Annotated in this window: 10 protein-coding genes and 1 pseudogene; 4 read left to right on the top strand and 7 right to left on the bottom strand. The window is 66.7% G+C overall.

Translation table 11 applies throughout. The features are described from left to right. Nucleotides 1-27 precede the first annotated feature (27 nt). Nucleotides 28-887 (top strand): IS5 family transposase gene (locus ACZ6IM_RS40360; RefSeq protein ID WP_398918624.1). Its coding sequence is split into 2 segments (ribosomal slippage): nt 28-382 and nt 382-887, totalling 861 coding nucleotides; the frame shifts between segments, so codons are not numbered across the junction. A 574-nt stretch (nt 888-1,461) separates the two neighbouring features. On the opposite strand, the gene ACZ6IM_RS40365 is transcribed toward ACZ6IM_RS40360, so the two are convergent. Further along, entirely contained in the window at nt 1,462-2,196 is a 735-nt protein-coding gene (locus tag ACZ6IM_RS40365) for an SDR family oxidoreductase (protein ID WP_319216572.1), read from the bottom strand. A gap of 148 nt (nt 2,197-2,344) precedes the next feature. Between ACZ6IM_RS40365 and ACZ6IM_RS40370 the strand changes: the two genes are divergently transcribed. Beyond that, a complete protein-coding gene (locus tag ACZ6IM_RS40370) occupies nt 2,345-3,193 on the top strand; it encodes a helix-turn-helix transcriptional regulator (RefSeq protein ID WP_319216570.1) in 849 nt (282 codons plus the stop codon). Between the two features lie 911 nt (nt 3,194-4,104). Here the strand turns inward: ACZ6IM_RS40370 and ACZ6IM_RS40375 are convergent. Then, entirely contained in the window at nt 4,105-4,653 is a 549-nt protein-coding gene (locus ACZ6IM_RS40375) for a helix-turn-helix domain-containing protein (RefSeq protein ID WP_319216568.1), read from the bottom strand. A 147-nt stretch (nt 4,654-4,800) separates the two neighbouring features. Between ACZ6IM_RS40375 and ACZ6IM_RS40380 the strand changes: the two genes are divergently transcribed. After that, complete coding sequence (locus ACZ6IM_RS40380; RefSeq protein WP_319216566.1) at nt 4,801-6,402, top strand: acetolactate synthase large subunit; 1,602 nt, start codon at nt 4,801-4,803, stop codon at nt 6,400-6,402. A 521-nt stretch (nt 6,403-6,923) separates the two neighbouring features. Here ACZ6IM_RS40380 and ACZ6IM_RS40385 read toward each other — a convergent pair. The 5 genes from ACZ6IM_RS40385 to ACZ6IM_RS40405 form a co-directional block, all read right to left on the bottom strand. Next, nucleotides 6,924-7,741, bottom strand: a protein-coding gene (locus ACZ6IM_RS40385) for an IS5 family transposase (RefSeq protein ID WP_398918619.1) whose coding sequence is annotated in 2 segments (ribosomal slippage) — nt 6,924-7,393 and nt 7,393-7,741 — 819 coding nt in all. Because the reading frame shifts where the segments join, the coding sequence is not laid out codon by codon here. Between the two features lie 636 nt (nt 7,742-8,377). After that, nucleotides 8,378-10,225: an ABC transporter ATP-binding protein gene (locus ACZ6IM_RS40390; protein WP_319217513.1), complete on the bottom strand. Its 1,848-nt coding sequence runs from the start codon at nt 10,223-10,225 to the stop codon at nt 8,378-8,380. 910 nt (nt 10,226-11,135) lie between these two features. Further along, a complete protein-coding gene (locus tag ACZ6IM_RS40395) occupies nt 11,136-13,982 on the bottom strand; it encodes an AfsR/SARP family transcriptional regulator (RefSeq protein ID WP_319217512.1) in 2,847 nt (948 codons plus the stop codon). A gap of 951 nt (nt 13,983-14,933) precedes the next feature. After that, nucleotides 14,934-15,176: a transposase gene (locus ACZ6IM_RS40400; RefSeq protein WP_362771056.1), complete on the bottom strand. Its 243-nt coding sequence runs from the start codon at nt 15,174-15,176 to the stop codon at nt 14,934-14,936. Between the two features lie 168 nt (nt 15,177-15,344). Then, nucleotides 15,345-15,659: a helix-turn-helix domain-containing protein gene (locus ACZ6IM_RS40405; protein WP_398918628.1), complete on the bottom strand. Its 315-nt coding sequence runs from the start codon at nt 15,657-15,659 to the stop codon at nt 15,345-15,347. A gap of 1,983 nt (nt 15,660-17,642) precedes the next feature. Here ACZ6IM_RS40405 and ACZ6IM_RS40410 point away from each other — a divergent pair. Further along, a pseudogene (locus tag ACZ6IM_RS40410) lies at nt 17,643-17,904 on the top strand (transposase); the annotation flags it as partial. Between the last annotated feature and the right edge of the window lie 95 nt (nt 17,905-17,999).

A 17,999-nucleotide genomic window follows, 5' to 3' on the forward strand; every position in this document is an offset into this window, starting at 1 on the left:
CTTGATCCGTTTGTTGGTTGATCGGATATGTCCGTCCGGCTAGTGATCACCGATGCGATGTGGGACCGGATCAAGCCGTTGATGCCTGCCGATCCAGTCCGCGGCCGACGGTGGGCCAACCATCGTCGAATCCTCGGGGCCATCGCGTGGAAGTACCGCACCGGCCCGCCTTGGCGGGACCTGCCGGACGAGCTGGGCTCATTCCAGACCGCTCACAAACGGCTGCTCAGGTGGGCTGCTGACGGTACCTGGGAACGCATCCTCGCCGCGCTCCTGGCAGCGACCGACGGTGTTGACGACATCGGCTGGACTGTGTCGGTGGACTCCACCGTATGCCGGGCCCACCAGCACGCCGCCGGAGCCAGGAAAAAGGGGCACCGCTTCGGGCTGAGCCCGATGACCATGCGCTCGGACGTTCCCGCGGCGGCCTGAGTACGAAAGTCCATCTCGTCAGCGATGGACACGCACGGCCGTTGGCCCTCCGCGCCACGGCGGGACTGGCGGGCGACGCGCCGGCCTTCAAGGTGGTCATGGCGGGCATCCGTGTTCCGCGAAGCGGGCCAGGAAGACCGCGAACCCGGCCGGACGCCGTCCTGGCGGACCGCGCGTATTCGTCCCGCGCGATCCGTGAGCATCTCCGGCGGCGAGGCATCCGTGCCGTGATCCCGCAGCCCGCCGACCAGGTCGGTCACCGTCTGCGGCGAGGTCGCGCCGGTGGCCGGCCGCCCGGCTTCGATGCCGAGGCGTATAAGCAGCGCAACGCGGTCGAGCGGTGCATCAATCGGATCAAGCAGTGGCGTGGTCTGGCCATGCGAACGGACAAGCTCGCCATCGCCTACCAGGCAGCGCTCCACTTCGCTGCCATCCTCATCTGGGCCCGGGCGTAAGGACGTCGGGCCGCACAATTGGGAGAGGCACGTCCTCAGCCCAGCGTGGCAGCATGCGGCAATGGTCTTTCGACCCCCCGACGGCGACTATGCGATCACCGCCATCTACTCCGTGCCCGATGACGCCTGGTATCTGGAACTGGATCTCGTGGCCGGGCAACGGAATCTCGTGACCGCAACGATCCCCGACGAGGATCCGGCACGGGAGCCGACAGTGTGCTTCAACCCGAGCGCAGAACACACTGACGTCCCGTACGAGGTCATGCGCTGGTTCATGCACCAGGTCGATGAAGAGATCCATAGCTCCCGTGCCTGGATGCGGCTGAGACCGGAGCTCGTCGAGATCCTCTATCAACTACGGCAGGAGCACATGGGCGTCATCGACGATGACGTCTTTCCCCAGGTTCTGGCGGAGGTGCGTACCACGGTCCCTGAGGAGGACCTCCCCGCCGTTCTAGAGGCCGCCTTCGGGCGGAACCCTGACGGCACCACCATGAACCACCCGCAAACGCCCCAGCCTGTAGGCGATCAAGGAGACACGCTCTTGCGGTCTGCTGGGTGGTTGTTGGGTTGGTTACTGGGCGCTGGCGGTTGGGCGTACGACGATTTCGTTGACGTCCACTTCGGCGGGCTGGGAGACGGCGAAGGCGATGGCGTCGGCGATCGCGGAGGCCGGGACGGCCACCGAGCGGTAGGTCTTCATGTCCTCGCGGGCCCGCGGGTCGGAGATGGAGTCGGCGAGTTCGGACTCGGTGACCCCGGGGGAGACCACGGTGACGCGGATGTCTCCGGGCGATTCCTGGCGCAGTCCTTCGGACAGGGCGCGGACGGCGAACTTGGTGGCGCAGTAGACCGCAGCGGTTGGTACGACCTCGAACGCGCCGACCGAGGCGACGTTGACGACGTGGCCGCCGCCCTGTTCCCGCATGAGCGGAAGGGCCGCCGCGATGCCGTGCAGCACCCCGCGGACGTTGACGTCGATCATCCGGTCCCACTCGTCCACCTTCAGTTCCGACAGGGGCGAGAGCGGCATCACGCCGGCGTTGTTGACGATCACGTCCACGCGGCCCCAGCGCTCGGCGGCGGCCGACACGAAGGCCTTAACGTCGGCGGCGTCGGTGACGTCGAGCCGCCGGAAGCCGGCGCTGCCGCCCTCGGCGGTTATCCGCCCGGCCAGCTTCTCCAGGCGGTCGGTGCGGCGCGCGCCCAGGAACACCCGGTGGCCGTCGGCGGCCAGGCGCAGGGCCGTCGCCTCACCGATTCCGCTGCTCGCGCCGGTCACCAGAACGACCTTGGTGGTCTGCGTCATGACGATGTACTCCCGGTGGATGGATGTCTGTGCAGTCGGCCGACTGCACCACCGAGTCTGTGCGCGGCGGCGAGCGCGCACCAGGACGGCTGCTGCCTGGGTGCGCCACACCCAGGCAGCACACCGCACGGCCGCTTAGCCTGTAGGCATGGACGAGAACCACCTGGGAGCCTTCCTGCGCGCCCGCCGGGCCGGCCTCACACCGCAGGACGTCGACATGGTCAGCTACGGCACACGCAGGGTCACCGGACTGCGCCGCGAGGAAGTCGCGGTCCTCGCCGGGGTCAACGCCGATTACTACACCCGCCTGGAACAGGGCCGCGAACGCAACCCCTCACCCCAGGTCCTGGACGCCCTCGCCCGCGCCCTGCGCCTGGACGGCGACGCACGCACCCACCTGTTCCGCCTCGCCGGCAGCTCACCCGGAACGCACCGCACGCTCCACACGGCAGCCGCGGTGAGCCCGGCACTGCGCCAGCTGATGGACGGCTACCCCCACACCCCGGCATTCGTCCTGGGCCGCACCCTGGACATCCTCGCCACCAACCCCCTGGCCGACGCACTCTTCACCCCGTTCGACCCGGCCGACAACCTGGCCCGCATGATCTTCCTCGACCCGGCAGGGCGCCACTTCTACACAGACTGGGAACGCGCCGCCCAGGCCGCCGTCGCCAACCTCCACGAAAGCGCCGGCCTCGACCCCGACAGCCCCCAACTACACCGCTTCGTCACCGAGCTCACCCAGCACAGCACAGAATTCGGCCGTCTGTGGAACGCCCACCATGTCCGCGGCAAAAGCCGGGACGCCAAAAACCTGAACCACCCTGAAACCGGCCCCCTCAATCTCACCTACCAGGCTTTCGACGTCCGCGACGCCCCCGGCCAGCAACTCATCATCTACCACGCCGAACCGGCCAGCCCCAGCGCCCGAGCCCTTAGCCTCCTCGGCTCCCTCCACGCCACCGAACGCCACACCCAAACCCAACCCCACAGCTAACCCCCATCCACAGCACCCCACGCAGCCAACACACAGAACACGTCAAAACCCCCGCGAGCAGACACAAGGCAGTCCTCCACGCGAAGCCGCCCAGGACGCTGCGTTCATAACATGATCACATCTGCGGCGGTCCTGATGGACCGCCTGCCGCTCCTGCGCCTCCCTGCCGAAGCCGGTCATCACCAAGGGCACCATGTCCCTGACGGCCGACGTCGACCACGTCGTCGCCGCAGTCCGTGGTGGGCATGCCGACCGGCGAAAGCAGCCAGACGCCGCGGGTGCCCGTGCTGATGTTCACTCCCGGCTTCGACGGTCCTCGCCGCCCGCAAGGGGGATCAGCTCTGCGGCCTCGGCGTTGTCGCGCTGGCACACACCACATGATCGTTCCGCGAAGCCAACCCGTCATGTGTGCGACAAGGGGTAGGAGGTGCCTGCCGTTGTCCCGCTCCCGGCCGGAAAAGAGCCGACTGTCCCGTTGGCCGCCGACGCCTCCCTCGGCCCACTCGGCAGCCCGAACACCGCCCGCGACTACGGGATCGGCGACGGAAGGGCTGGCGAATATCTCGGCGAGGAACGGCCGTTCGCCTTGGTGGCGGACGAGGAACCGGCGAGTCGCCCGGCCGTTTCCGGGCGCCAGGAGAGCGGACCATGCGGGACGTCTTCGCCCGGTCGGCCCCGGCGCCCTCACATCGGTCGGGTTCGCCCGGCTCACCGCGCTGCCACTGCCTGTGGTGGGGCCACTGAGCCCGGACGGCATTCCGGAGCGTGAACAGTGCCGCGCACACCGGGCCGACACGCGCGGGAAGGATCAGCGCCAGCGTCGCCGCGCGTTCGCGGACCCGTGCCCAACAGCAGGTGGAGCGCCTGGTCGCCAATTGACCCGCAAGGGTCACAGGCGTGGTCGGCTCCGTTCAGTTCTGTTCCAGGACGAATATGGCGCTGGTCTCCTGTGCCAGGGCTTGGAACACGTGTGGGATGTCCCCGCGGTAGCTCACGTAGTCGCCGATGTCGAGTTCGACCGCCTGATCGAGAGGTCCCGCCGAGGCGCGTCCGGCGGTAATGATGACGTGCTCGGTGGTTCCGGGCAGGTGCGGGGCCGACCTACGGGCTCTGCCTGGCTCGGCACAGATCCGGTAGATGTCACATCGCGCTTGCGGCGCGCAGGATGCGAGGAGTGTGGCCGTGTAATCCGATTCCTCCGCATGGGTGGGGCTTCCCTCGTTGGCTCGCAGGATGCGGATGGCGGAGCGCTGCGGCGTGACGAGCTGACTGAACGGGACGCCGAGCGCGACACTGAGCGCCCACACGGTCTCCACTCCCGGATTGCCCGTGCCTGCCTCCACTTGCGACACGGTGGCCTTGCTCAGACCTGCGAGGCGGGCGAGTTCACTCAGCGACAGTCCCCTGCGCAGCCGCTCGCTGCGGACCGCAGTCGAAATCGCTTCGACCGGTGATGCCATAGCGGATAACTCCTGAGAATCGTCGAGCAAGCCCGGCCGTTCACCCTGGCGAACGTTCGGACAGAATACCGTACAGTGACGGTACGCCGTCCGGGGCGCAGGTGACACAGGCGACTGATGGACGCGGAGAGGGAGACAATGCAGGAGATGAGCGGGGCGCAGGCGTTGGTGCGCACATTGGTGGACAGTGATGTGCGGGTCTGCTTCGCGAACCCGGGCACGTCCGAGATGCATTTTGTGGCCGCACTGGACGAGCTGCCGCAGATGCGCGGGGTGCTGTGTCTCTTCGAGGGCGTCGCCACGGGCGCGGCCGACGGATACGGACGGATGGCGGGGCGCCCGGCCGCCACGCTCCTGCATCTCGGGCCCGGTTTGGCGAACGGACTCGCGAACCTGCACAACGCTCGCCGCGCGAACACCCCGGTCGTGAACGTCGTGGGTGATCACGCGGTCAGCCACAAGCCACTGGATTCCTTGCTGGAATCGGATATCGACGCACTCGCGGGCACGGTCTCCAGCTGGGTGCGGCGTCCAACGGCCACCGAGACGCTCGGCTCGGACGCTGCTGACGCGGTCGCGGCGGCACTGACCCAGGGGGATGCTGAGGAGGCCGGGCCGAGCCCCTCCAGGACCGGCACGTCCGGGTCCATCTCAACCCTCATCGTCCCGGCGAACCTGTCCTGGTCAGCCGGAGGCCGGCCGGGTCGGCCGGTGAAAATACCCGCGCCTCCCGCGCCCGCAGAACAGGACGTGCGGTCCATCGCGAGCGTACTGCGCTTGGGAGAACCCTGTGTGCTGCTGCTGGACGGCGAGGCGTTGAGCGAGCAAGGACTGCGCGCGGCGAGCCGGATCGAGAGCGCGACAGGTGCGCGACTGCTCTCGCGGAACTGGGCCGCCCGCCAGCGCCGAGGTGCCGGGGTGCCACTCGTCGAGCCCCTCGCGTATCGAGGTGAAGACATCACCGTCCAACTTCAGGACGTGCGGCACCTCATTCTCTGCGGCGCACGTGCCCCGGTGACCTCGTTCGCCTACCCGGACAGAACCAGCTTGCCGACACCGCCCGACACCCGCGTGCACGTCCTCGCCAAGGACGGAGGCGCCGATACCGTACTCGCCCTCGACATGCTCGCCGACCATGTCGCGCCGGCCACCGAACCGGTCCTCGCTCCGCTGTCCCTGCCGCCCCTGCCGCGTGGTGAGCTGACTGTTGGCAACTGGGCGGCTGTCATTGGCGCTCTGCTTCCCCAGGATGCCGTTGTCTGCGATGAGTCCATCACAGCGGGCATGACCACACTTCACGCGGCCACCGCCGGTTCGCCGCCCCACGACCTGCTGGGATTGACCGGCCTGTCGATCGGTCAGGGACTACCCTCAGCCACCGGGGCCGCGATCGCCTGCCCTGACCGCCCCGTCATCTGCCTCCAGGCCGACGGCAGCGCCATGTACACCTTGTCCGCACTGTGGAGCCACGCCCGGGAACACCTCGACATCACGACCGTGATCCTCAACAACAGTTCCTACGCGATCCTGCGCGCGGAACTGGAACGCGTCGGTGCCACCGCTGACGCGTCCGCCCAGCTCTTCGACCTGTCCCGCCCGGACCTGGACTTCGTCTCCCTCGCCAACGGCATGGGCGTGCCCGCCACCCGCGCCAGGACAGCCGAAGAACTGGCCCTGCAATTCAAGCGCGCCCTGTCCGAACCCGGCCCACACCTCATCGAGGCCGTGCTGCTGCCTCACCGCAACTGACCGCATGGCCGCTGTGAGGAACGCCCATCCGGGTCACGCCGCGTCGTGGAAGACGAGACCGAGTGTGTGGCAACGCCTGGCACATCGCCGACCACTCCTCTGGGCCGTCCGGCCAGGGCGCCGGGTGGCCAAGCTGCGCCGCTCAGCCGCGGTTCCCCAGGGAGAAGTTCGTTCATTCCTCAGATACGCGCCTGAGTCAGGCCCAGGTTATGTTGGGCCTGACTCACAGGCCGTGTGAGAGCCATCAACCGCCGTGTTCGACGCCCGGTCGATCAAACCAGCGAGGGCGGCGCGGCACGTGGATTCGACATCGGCAAGGTTCGCGCAGGACCGCGCCGTCCTGACCTGGCTCGCCGCTGCCTCTCCCATGGTCAGCTTGGTGTGGGCCGACGGTGCATACGTCATCTCCGTCGATTTCACGTTACTTGCATGGGCCCGCGACGCGTTGGGCATCGTGAAGCGGACCGACGATAGCAGGGGCTTCAAGGTCCTGCCCCGCCGTGGGGTGGTAAGACCGTGTCCTACGTGGTGAGGCGGACGAGTCGCTTGTAGCAGCACAGGGCGGCGGCAAGTCCGAGAAAGGCCAGGTAGTTGCGGGGATCGCGCTCGTAGCGAGGGCTGAGTCGGCGGTAACCGGAGAGCCACGACATGGTGCGCTCGATGACCCAGCGGCGCCGCCCTAATCGTTCGCTGGACTCGACGCCTTTGCGGGCGATGCGCACGCCGATTCGCTTCCACCGGAGCCATCTGCGCAGGTCGGCGCGGTCGTAGGCTTTGTCCGCATGCAGGCGCTGGGGCTTGAAGTACCGGCCTCGGTGGGGGTCGTGTCTCGTTTGGTGACCCTCCACCATCGGCTTCAGTCCTTCACTGTCGTGGACATTGCCGGCCGAGACGCCGACGAGGAGGGGCAGGCCGTTCGCGTCCGACAGGACGTGCATCTTGGAACCCGGCTTGCCTCGGTCCACGGGGCTCGGACCTGTGTGTTCGCCCCTTTTTTGGCCCGCACGTGGGCGGTGTCGAGAACGACGCGGGTGACATCGACCAGTCCCGCGTCGTCCAGGCGGTGCAGCACGGCCTCATGCAGCCGGCCCCAGACGCCGGCCCCGGACCAGATCAGGAACCGACGGTGCGCGGTCGACTTCGAGATGCCGAAGCAGGGCGGCAGTGCCCGCCAAGCACAGCCGGACACCAGGACATAGATGATCGCGGCGAACAGCGTCTCATCAGGTATGTCCTGCGTTCCGCCGCCCTGCGGCCGCACCTTCGACGGAGGGATCAGCGGCTTCGCGATCTCCCACAGTCCGTCCGGAACAATCCAACTCCACGTACCCCGCCCCATGCCGAACTCAACGACGCCTCACCACGTAGGACATGGTCTAAAGCGAAGTCTCGGCTGGCTGGTCCGAAACCGCCGGCTGGTCCGCGACTGCGAACGGCTCACCGCCACCTCCGAGGCCATGATCGAGTTCGCGATGATCCGGATGCTCGTCCGACTCTCCGGGCAGTCATCGCGGTGGAGCCATGAACCCCACCGCAAGACCGCCCCAGCCAAGACCGTCGAGGACCTCATCGCGGCGTAATCAACCGGCGCCCGACAGGCTCTCAGGCATGGCGCCCGATGGCTCCGAGGCGGCCGGCGAAGACCATGCAGGACTCCGGTTGGCAACGGCTGTCATGAGCTAGGCGCTGACTGGACGGGTCGTCTTCGCCGCGGTCAGTGCCCTGTGGGAATCCGTGCCCTGTCAGAGCCTTCGACGGATAGATGTACCGGGCCGGTCGAGCGAAGCCGTGAGGGGCGTGAGCACAGGTGCTTCGGAGGCCGAGGGAACGGTGGTGTGTGTCCTGCGGACTCTGCAATACGATTTCAGGAGGGGATGCGGCCTCGGAGATTGTGCCTTCCACCCGTACTGTGCGGACGTCCGGCACCAACCATCACGCATCTGGGCTGCCCTCACCGCACGCCGGGGGCAGCCCCTCAAGGGGACGACCGTGTCGTCCCTCTACAGTCCGGCCCGGCCCACTCGGAACAGTGGCCCGCCGGGGTAAGGAGCTGGGTCGCGGCGAGCTGTGCGTACAGCTCGTCCTTGGCCACCAGCTCCTCGTGGGTACCGACCGAGCGGACCGTGCCACCATCCATGACGACGATGCGGTCGGCGTCCGTCACCGTCGACAGGCGGTGGGCCACCACCAGCACGGTGGTCTCGCGTGCCGTCTCGGCGATGACGTTGCGCAGAGCCAGCTCGTTGACGGCGTCGAGCTGTGAGGTCGGCTCGTCCAGGAGCAGTAACCGGGGCTGGCGCAGCAGTGCGCGGGCGATCGCGACGCGCTGGCGCTCGCCACCGGACAGCTTCGAGCCGCGATGCCCGACCACGGTGTCCAGGCCGTGCGGCAGACGCTCGACGAGGGTGTTGAGCCTGGTCCGGGTGAGGACAGCACGGATGTCGTCGTCCGTCGCACGGGGCGCGGCGAAGACCAGATTCTCCCGCAGCGTTCCGGCAAGGACCGGCGCGTCCTGCTCGACGTACCCGATGACGGACCGCAACTCGGGCAGAGGCCACTCACGCACGTCCTTGCCGTCGATCAGGACCCGGCCGCTGGTCGCCTCGTAGAACCGTTCGATGAGCGTGAAGAGCGTCGACTTGCCCGCTCCCGAGGGGCCGACGAAGGCGGTCATTCCGGTACGTGGAATCTCTAAGTCGACCTGCTGGTGGACATACGGCAGGCCGGGCGCGTAGCGGAAGGACATATTCTCGAAGCGGACCGATGCCGGGTACTGCACGACGGCCCAGTCCTCGGGCCGCACCGGCCCATGCGCGACCGACGACTCGGCCGTTAGGACATCCACCTCTGTGATCCGGGCTACCGCGGCCGCGCCCTCCTGGTATCTGGATACGGCCTCGATCAGCCTGTACACCGGTTCCATCAGGTAGAAGAGGTACAGCAGGAAGGCGATGAGTGTGGACAGGGGAAGCTCCCCGGAAGCCACCCGCGCTCCGCCGACAGCGAGCACCGCGAGAAAGGCCAGCTGGACGGCGAGGTTGTCTGCCGTACCCACCACGGACTCCCACTTCGCGCTGCGCACCCCGTGGCGCCACGCCCGCCGGGCCGCCGCCTCGGCACGGGCGCTCTCCCGCTCCTCGGCGCCGGACGCCTTTACGGTGCGGAAAGCGCCGAAATTCCGCTCCAGCCTCGTGGACATCTCCCCCACCGCGGCCTGCGAACGCTCGGTGGCCTGCCTGATCTTCGGCAACACCAAGGTGACGCCGGCACCGACAAGTGCGACCACAACGAGGGTCACGCCGAGCAGGACAGCATCGAGGAAGGCCATCACCACAATCGCGGCGACCAGTGTGACCGCCCCCGTCGCAGCGTTGACCACCGCCTGGGTACTGACCGCCCGCAGCAGCGTCGTGTCGGCTGACACCCGCGACATCAGATCGCCCGGCTGCATCCGCTCCACCTCCGCGAGCCGCAGCCGCAGCAGCCGGCCGATGAGGCCGCGGCGAGCAGCCAGGACCACGGACTCCGCCGTCCGCTCCAGGGCATAGGCGCCGAATGCCTCGGCCATCGTGCTCAACAGCACCAGGACGGTCATGGCCAGCAGGATGGTGGTGATCGTGCCGCCGGACGAGAGCCGGTCGACCAGTTCCTTCGTGGCCAGAGGCTGGAGCAACCCGCCGGCCGCTCCTATCAGCGCCAACAACAGACCGAGTGTGACGGCCCACCAGTGCGGGCGAACGTACCCGCACAGCGCTTGGAGCAGCGACTCGCGGGCACAGGGGGAGTCGGCACCCTTCGCCTCGGGGGCGGATGCGGCGTTCACAAGATTCCTTTCCTGCGTGGTCTACCGCCGTGGCAGGGCGCGCGCACCACTGCAGGGCATCAGGACGGTCCGCCGCGACCGACGTGAGGCGGCGAGTTCCTGCGCTTGCGCACGGCCTGTCACGCCACCAGCGTGGAAGACCGGACGCTTCTTCGGGCATCCGACGGTCGTCGGGTGGAACCGCACCGAGTGGCTGGAGCAGGGCGTCCAACCCGCACATGCTTGGCGGTCTTGGTCTCGCCAGGTTTGTCCTGAATGGCCTTTCGGTCGCTCGAACTTACAGGTCGAGGTGTGATCCGCCGGACTATCCGGCGACCTTCTTGCGCGATTCCCTGTGGGTTTCTTTCCCGACCGGCAGTTCCGTCTGGCCGCGCTCGCGGCGTTCATTCGCCAGATTACTTATGGATTGCATATACATCGTTACTCCTTGCGGAAGCACATGAGCTAATCTGCCGCCCTTGGCGGGCCCAGCCAGGGGCGCTGCTGGGCGGCCTTCGCAGGGCGAGGCTGCGTTCGAGGAGGATGCGTACACAGGGCAGTGAGGGCTCCCGGTGGTGCAAGGTCCGCAACGCGCTCCTGGGGGACCATCGCTGCGGGGCCGGTTGTGGGCTGTAACGCGTCAGGAGGCTGGACGGTTCACGGCGGGTCCGTACCTGCGGATTCCGGAAAGTTTCCGTGAGGGGTGAACGGGCGTCGCCGGCCTGCTCCGCCATCTGTTACCTGGCCCTGCGCGACAGCGGTCCCAGCAGGCCGCGGAAGCAACCCAGTTCATCCGTTCCCGATCGGTGACAACCGACAGGCAATGGCACCTGCATACCTGGCAGTGCCCTCCCCGTCAGTTCACCGCACGGCTAGGGCTCGGTCGATCTCCAACTGGAGGGTGAGTGCGAGTCCCAGCCTTGCTGCTCACCTAGCAGCCTTCTTCCAGTCCTCGGAGGTTTTCCCGAGCCTTTTGAACGTCCGGATGATTGAGCTCCTCGAAGATCTCGAGAGCTTGCTGCCAACAGGCTCGTGCCTCGTCTGTTCGACCGACGTCCTGAAGGGCAAGTCCAAGGTGACCGAGGGTGTCCCCTTCGACCCATCGATTTCCGACGTCCCTGTGCGCTTCGAGTGCCTGGTGAAAGCGGTCGACTGCCGCCTCGTGGTGCTGGAGCCGGTACTGGAGGGTCCCGAGGATGTCGAGAGTGACGCCTTCGACCCAGCGGTTGCCTGTGGCGCGTAGTACGGTCAGCCCCTGCTCCAAGTGATCGACGGCCTCATCGAACCGGCTAAGCCGCTGATAGGCGTCCCCCAGGTTGACCAGACAGATGCCCTCCTGCCAGGCATCACCGCGAATTTGGCTCAGCGCCAAGGTTCGGCGGGTGTAATCAACAGCCTTGTCGAGCTGCCCGAGTTGCAAGTAAACGTTACCTAGGTTGGCCACCGCCAAGGCTCTGCCGTCAACGTCTCCGAGTTCCCGAGAGAGCACCATTGTCTGCCGAAAATATTCGATAGCCTCATTGAACTGACGCATCATCGTCAGCGCGGTGGCTACATTGCTGAGGCACCATACTTCCCCGGTGCGGTCGTGTACGGAACGGGCAGCCGCGAGAGCGGTCCGCGACGTGTCGAGCCAGTCGTACACACGGCCGCGGAGATAGAAGAAGCTCCACAAGGCGGAATTCAGCCGCCATGCAATGCCTGGCCTGTCCAACGTGGCGGCTTGGTGCACGGCGCCAACGAGGCTGGCCTGTTCAGTGTCGCACCATTCCAGGGCCTGGTGACGCGTACTGAACGTGAGCGGATGGCAATCAGGAGGCAATGTTTGGAGAGGGACCTTGCGGCGATGCGGAGTGAGTTGGCAGTACGCGGCTGCCGCGCTGTGTTCGTACCAGGTCAAGAGTCGCTCAACGGCTCGCTCACGCTCGTCGGCTGACGTATGGGCGTGAAGTTGCTCGTCGGCGTAGACCCGCAGCAAGTCATGCAGGGCGTAACGTCCCGGGAGACGTTCTGTCAGCAGGTGGGCACCAGTGAGCTCTGTGAGGAGGCTGCGAGTCTGTCGGACAGGAAGGCCGACCAGAGCAGCTACAGCCGACGCGGAAATGTCTGGGCCAGCGTGCAAGCTCAATAGGTTGAACAGCCTCGCAGCGCCGTCGGTCAATACCTCGTAGGACCAGGAGAAGACCGCCCTCACGTCTGTGACGATGTCAGCGCTCGCGAAGGCGTCGAGACTGCCCCGGCTCTCATGCAGCTCGTCTACCACGGCGCTCAGTGAGAAGCCGGGGTTGGTCGCCAGGCGGGCGGCCACCACGGCCAGAGCCAGCGGCAGCCCACCGCAGAGACGGACGATTTCCTCCGCCGCTCCTGGCTCTTTCGACAACCGCTCGTCGCCTATGCGGCGTGCCAACAGTTCGCAACCCTCGGCAGCCGTCAAACTGGACAGGATCAGCGGATGGGCGCCCTCGGTCGCTATCAGACCGGTGAGCCGGCTACGGCTGGTGACGATGACAAGACAGCCAGGGGAAGCCGGCAGCAGTGGACGGACCTGATTGGTATCGCGGGCGTTGTCGAGGACGATCAGCACCCTCCTGCGAGCGAGGAGACTGCGGTACAACGCCGTCTGGGCGTCCGGCGAGGCGGGGAGCCTCTGCTCAGGTACACCAAGTGCTTCGAGGAAGACACGAACGGCATCTTGCGGGGAGACCGCCGAACCGGCTGCGTCGTATCCGCGCAGATTGATGAAAAGTTGTCCGTCGGGATAGCGGTCAGCGAGGGTGTGAGCCCAGTGTACGGCGAGGGTGGTCTTACCGATTCCGGCCATACCGCCGATAGCGCTGATCACCACCGTGAAGGGCAGCCTCCCATCGCTCGGCAGTAGGTTCTGGCTTTGCCGGAGTTCGGCTTGCCGCCCGGTGAAGGCAAGCAGGTCAGCGGGTAGCTGGGCGGGACGCACCCACTGTTCGGAGGCCGGTTCCGCCCTGGGCGTTCCGTTGTCCGGTGCGCGGTGATCTATGGAGGTATCAGCCATCAGCATGCGTTCGTGCAGCTCCCGGAGGGGCGCCCCTGGCTCGATACCCAGTTCAGTCACCAAGATGCCACGCATCCGGCGGTATCGAGCGAGCGCTTCAGCCCGCCGCCCCGAGCGGTACAACGCCAGCATCAGCAGTCGGCACAACTCTTCCCGAAACGGGTACTCATCGATCAGCGACGTCAGTTCAGGAACCACCTCGCTATGCCGCCCGAGTTGGAGGTCGATGTCGAGCCGGGTATCTAGTGCAGCCAGCCGTATCTCGGCCAAGCGAGAGCGCTCAGCCTCGGCGAACGGACCTGGCAGTCCGGCCAGCGCCGCACCTTCCCATAGGTCGAGCGCGGCGTGCAGGGCCTCTGCGGCTGCCGGCACGTCACCTGCGGCACGCAGGTTCTTTGCTGTGGTGACCTGCTGTTCGAAGACTCCCAGGTCCAGGAAGGCGTCTGAAACGTGAGCACGGTACCCGTCCGCGACTGAGACAATCACCTGCGGGGGCTTTTCAACCCCCTGCTCGGACTCAAGTACCTTGCGCAGTCGTGACACATAGGTGCGCAGAACTGGGACAGCTGTGGCCGGCGGTTCGTCCCCCCATACGGCGTCGACCAGTGCGCCTGTTGTAACGGGTCGTCCTCGCTGGAGCAGCAAGGCTGCAAGCACGACACACTGCTGTGGCGAGCCTAGGTCCAGTTCGTCGGCACCGCGCCAAGCCCGGACTGGGCCCAGGAGAGTGAAGCGTAGGGGTGACGCCACGCGCTCAGCGTCGAATGGGGGGGCAGCTCCACGTGCCTTCGCATCGGTTGTATTCATGGATCCACCGAGGGGTCATTTATCAGGATCGAGCGTCCCCTGCTGGGATCACTGTCAGCTACCTGGATACGCGGCCTGCGATTTTCCTCTACCACAACGGTCATATAGGTGTTCTTTCAGTGATCGTTCCAGAATGAGGTTCGAAGGCATGTAAAGCAGGGGATATTGCAAGCGAGTTCGGGCAGACCGCGACAACGGGCTGTGCTTATCCCCCGCGGGTGCGCGGGCGTTTGCGCTGACGGAGCCAGGAAGAAGTACGCTTCACGACCCAGTGGATTTATTGCTCAGTCCGGAGCCGCGCACGAGCCTCGGCGGGCGATCTTCGGCATGCCGTCGCGAGAGTGGTGCAGGCATCGGTACTTTAGTCGAAACCGAGGTCGGCGAACCGACGCCTTGGGGCGTCGGCGGGACTGGTCGCGGATGTGCGGGATGGTGTCCAGCAGCGGGATGATCTAAGCGATGCCATGACGGTTGGGCGGGTCAGTAACACAACTACTTGGAGCGGCGCGGTGCAGACGAATCCGGGGGCGTGAGCGAAGCTGTCCCAGTCCGGGCTGACCACGCGGGGAACCGCCCCCCTCCTGTCACTTAGTGGCATATTGTCGCTTGAGGATACACGGGGAGGGGAGATGGAGTGCACGAAGACGCCGCAATGCAAGGGGGAAGAGCTAGCGACGGCATGCACGGCTGCAGCTGGTGATCTCCAGAGAGGTGGCAGCGGTCATCAGATCGCGGAGGCGGTAGGTCCGTCCGCAGACACCACCTGGCGGCACTACCGCAGCAAGAAGAGCTGTTCTGAGCCGGACGTCATGCAGGGCCGTCGTCACCACCGCGCGCTAACGAGCTGGTGCGTGATAGCGGGTGAGGCGTGTTTGGCCTTGCCGTGGCCGGTTTTCAGGCGTTGGCGGTGCGGTCGGAGTCGAGGCCGGCGATGGCGCGGTAAGTGTCGGGCAGGCGGTCGCGGCGGTGGGTCCAGCGGGTCAGTTGCTTCCAGCGTTTGTGATCGGCGAGGGCGTGTTCGACGGTGATGCGGTCGGAGGAGTGCCCGTGGCGGTCGCGTTCCCACTGTTCGACCCTGCCGGGCAGTGCTCCGGGCCGGGGTTTTGGGTGGCGTGATAGGTTGCCCGCGGTGGTCACGGCTCAGGCCCAGGTAGCCGTCGTCCAGGAGGACCTCGATGTCGGGGAAGTGCCGGAAGCAGACGGCGATGCCTTCGTTGCGTGCGGCCGTGGCATCGTGCATACGCCCAGACCGCAGGGCATCGGTCCATAACATGCGGCTACGCCAGTCCGTGATCACGGTAGCCTTCATCGTGTTCTGCTTCTTACCCAAGACGAAGGCACGGCGTCCGCCGCAGCCGGCCGGTGGGCGCGGGCCCGAATCTCGGTGCCGTCGATGATCCCGGTCTTCCCGTCGGCACCGAGGTGGTCGATGACCTCGGCCAGGGTCCGCAGCCGCACACCCTGGCTGACGGTGCACCCTCGCTCGGCGAGCAAGGGTCGAACCTCCCCGATGGCGCGGGTGACGGTGGAGCGGTCGACACCGAACCAGCAGGCGAGCGCGTCGTGCGTGGTGGCATGCCGAAGGTGCACGAGCGTGGCCAGAAGCCGGTCGACGAACACCAATCGGTGCTTCGCTCCGGCGCCCACAGCGCGCTTCCGCGGACGGGACGCAAGCTCGGCCTGGTGCCGTTCGTGCCACAACGGGCCAAGCTCGGCGACCAGTCTAGCGATCACGCTGGCCGATAGGCCCGTGATCCTCCGGTCGCTGATGATCGCTGCACGAGATGCGTTCCCGCCACATGGCCATGATCGACGATCAGAGGCACGACGTCTCACCGCTTACCGTGCACGAGCTCGTTGGCGCCGACACCACGGTGGTCACTAACGTGATGGCTATCCCGCCTTGCCCATGCGATCCGCACGGTCACCGGCGGAGCCCTCGGCGACTCCGTCGCATGAGAGCTGCGCGTCTCGCTTCGAATTCTAGGTGAGAAAAGGTGACTGCCCGTGTGCCCGCAGTTCCGGGGGAAAGGCCCCGCCTCGCGGTCGAAGGAACCTTCGATCCGTCCGTTCCCTCGGACGCGACAGTTCCCTTCCGACCGCTGGACACGTCCGAGCGGATCGCCGGCTTCATCCTGAGCTCCGGCGGGAGGTAGCACACGGTCATCTCCAGTTGCCAGATGCTCGCAGTGGTTGTCTGGAGTGATGTGCACCGGGAAGGCCGACCGTCATGGCCAGGTCGTCACCGCCCACGGCCTGGTGGAGACGGTACGGACCCGCCCCGGGGTGGAGGACGTGTGGCGAGTCCCGGACAGGATGGGCCCCGTCCCTGCGGACGGCTGCCCGTACCGCCACGGATACGACAGCCCAGAGGCCTGATAGTCCGCGGCGTGCCGTACCCCATTACCGCCGGCCGGCGCGGCTGCCGGTTGCGCGGGCCGCGCCGTGGACCTCCTCGGGCCCCGGCTGGCGCTCAGATCACCTTGCCGCGCAACAGAGGGATCGATGCTGAACCCGCCACCCTCCCTCACCTTCAGGGCAAGCCCGGCTTCTTGCAGTGCCGACACCTCCGCGGGAGTCGTGCTGTACCTCGGCCCGCATAGATGGTGCAACCGTTGCCTCACACTGTTCTCCTCGTGGGACGCGCCCTCCCTGCGTAGCGTGGGCAGGACGCCCCAGGCAACCTGGGCGGTGGCGCCGGGCACCAGACCGTACAGGCGGCGGATCTGCTCGGCGCTTCTGGCACTGGCCTCGGCCTCGAGCATGTCACTTTCTCGCTGAACAGCGGGGTCGATGTGAAACCCGCCCCCCTCCCTTGTCTTGAGGGGGATCCCGGCTCTTCGCAGCTCAAACTCCTCCGCAGGACTCACCGCGTACTGTGACTCGAGGAGACGGTGCATCCGCCGCCTGACGCGCTTCTCCTCCTCGGGCGCACCCTTCCTGAGGACCATGGGCAGGACACCCCAGGGGACCTGGGCGATGGAGCCGGGCACCAGACCGTACAGACGGCCGATCTGCTCGGCGCTTCTGGCACTGGCCTCGGCCCGTCTATGTGCGCTCTGCCTCGGGACGGTGGGGTCGATGTGGAAGCCGCCGCCCTCCCTCGCTTTCAGGGGAATCCCGGCTTCCCGCAGCACCGACACCTCCGCAGGACTCGCCACATAATGCGAATTAAGGAGTCTGATCATCCGTCGCCTGGTCTTGAGCTCCCACTCGGGCGCACCTGTCCTGCGGGCCGGGGGCAGATGGCCATGGAGGACCAGGGGGGGAGCTCCATTCGCCTGCGGCGCGTACAAGGCTGCGATCAACCCTGCACGTTCATCCTCCGCAGTAGCGGCACTTAGTTCCACACGACCTCCGTCAGAAGCACGACCCATGTACTCGCTCCCCGACTCAACGGCCCTCAACCGTGAACGGTTCACCACACCACGTAATCACTCTCGCGCACACGGACACCGGATCCCACCCTCACCTCAGCACGAACACGCACCATGGAATGAATGTGCGGGTCGTACGGGCGTCTTGAGCCACCTGTAGTGGACTCCACACGCTGTGCCCCAAGCCGTCCACGGCGTCCGCACGGTCCGCGAGCGTAGCCTTCAGCGCCTGCCCCGCCGAGGCGACCCTCACGTGCTGAACCGGCAAGGGTTCCTGGCGCCAATGGTCCTGGCCGACCGCGCCTATTCATCTCGCAAGATACGTAGTCACCTGCGCCGACGGCAGATCTGCGCGGTCGTCCCGCAGCCCTCCGACCAGATCGGTCATCGTCTGCGGCGGGACCATCGAGGCGGACGCCCGCCCGGCTTCGACTCGGACGTCTACAAGCGGCGCAACACCGTCGAGCGGGTGTATCAACCGCCTCAAAGTGCGACACGAAGTCGCACACGTTAAGTGGGAAAGCCACGAAGGAAGGAGACATGTGCTGACCCCGGATTAGTGTCCGTAATCCGTTCCCGCGCT

The organism is Streptomyces sp. NPDC042336 (assembly GCF_055581985.1).

Coding starts and splice junctions, on each gene's coding strand:
- ACZ6IM_RS40365 (WP_319216572.1), bottom strand. CDS start 2,196: ATGACGCAGACCACCAAGGTCGTTCTGGTGACCGGCGCGAGCAGCGGA.
- ACZ6IM_RS40370 (WP_319216570.1), top strand. CDS start 2,345: ATGGACGAGAACCACCTGGGAGCCTTCCTGCGCGCCCGCCGGGCCGGC.
- ACZ6IM_RS40375 (WP_319216568.1), bottom strand. CDS start 4,653: ATGGCATCACCGGTCGAAGCGATTTCGACTGCGGTCCGCAGCGAGCGG.
- ACZ6IM_RS40380 (WP_319216566.1), top strand. CDS start 4,801: ATGAGCGGGGCGCAGGCGTTGGTGCGCACATTGGTGGACAGTGATGTG.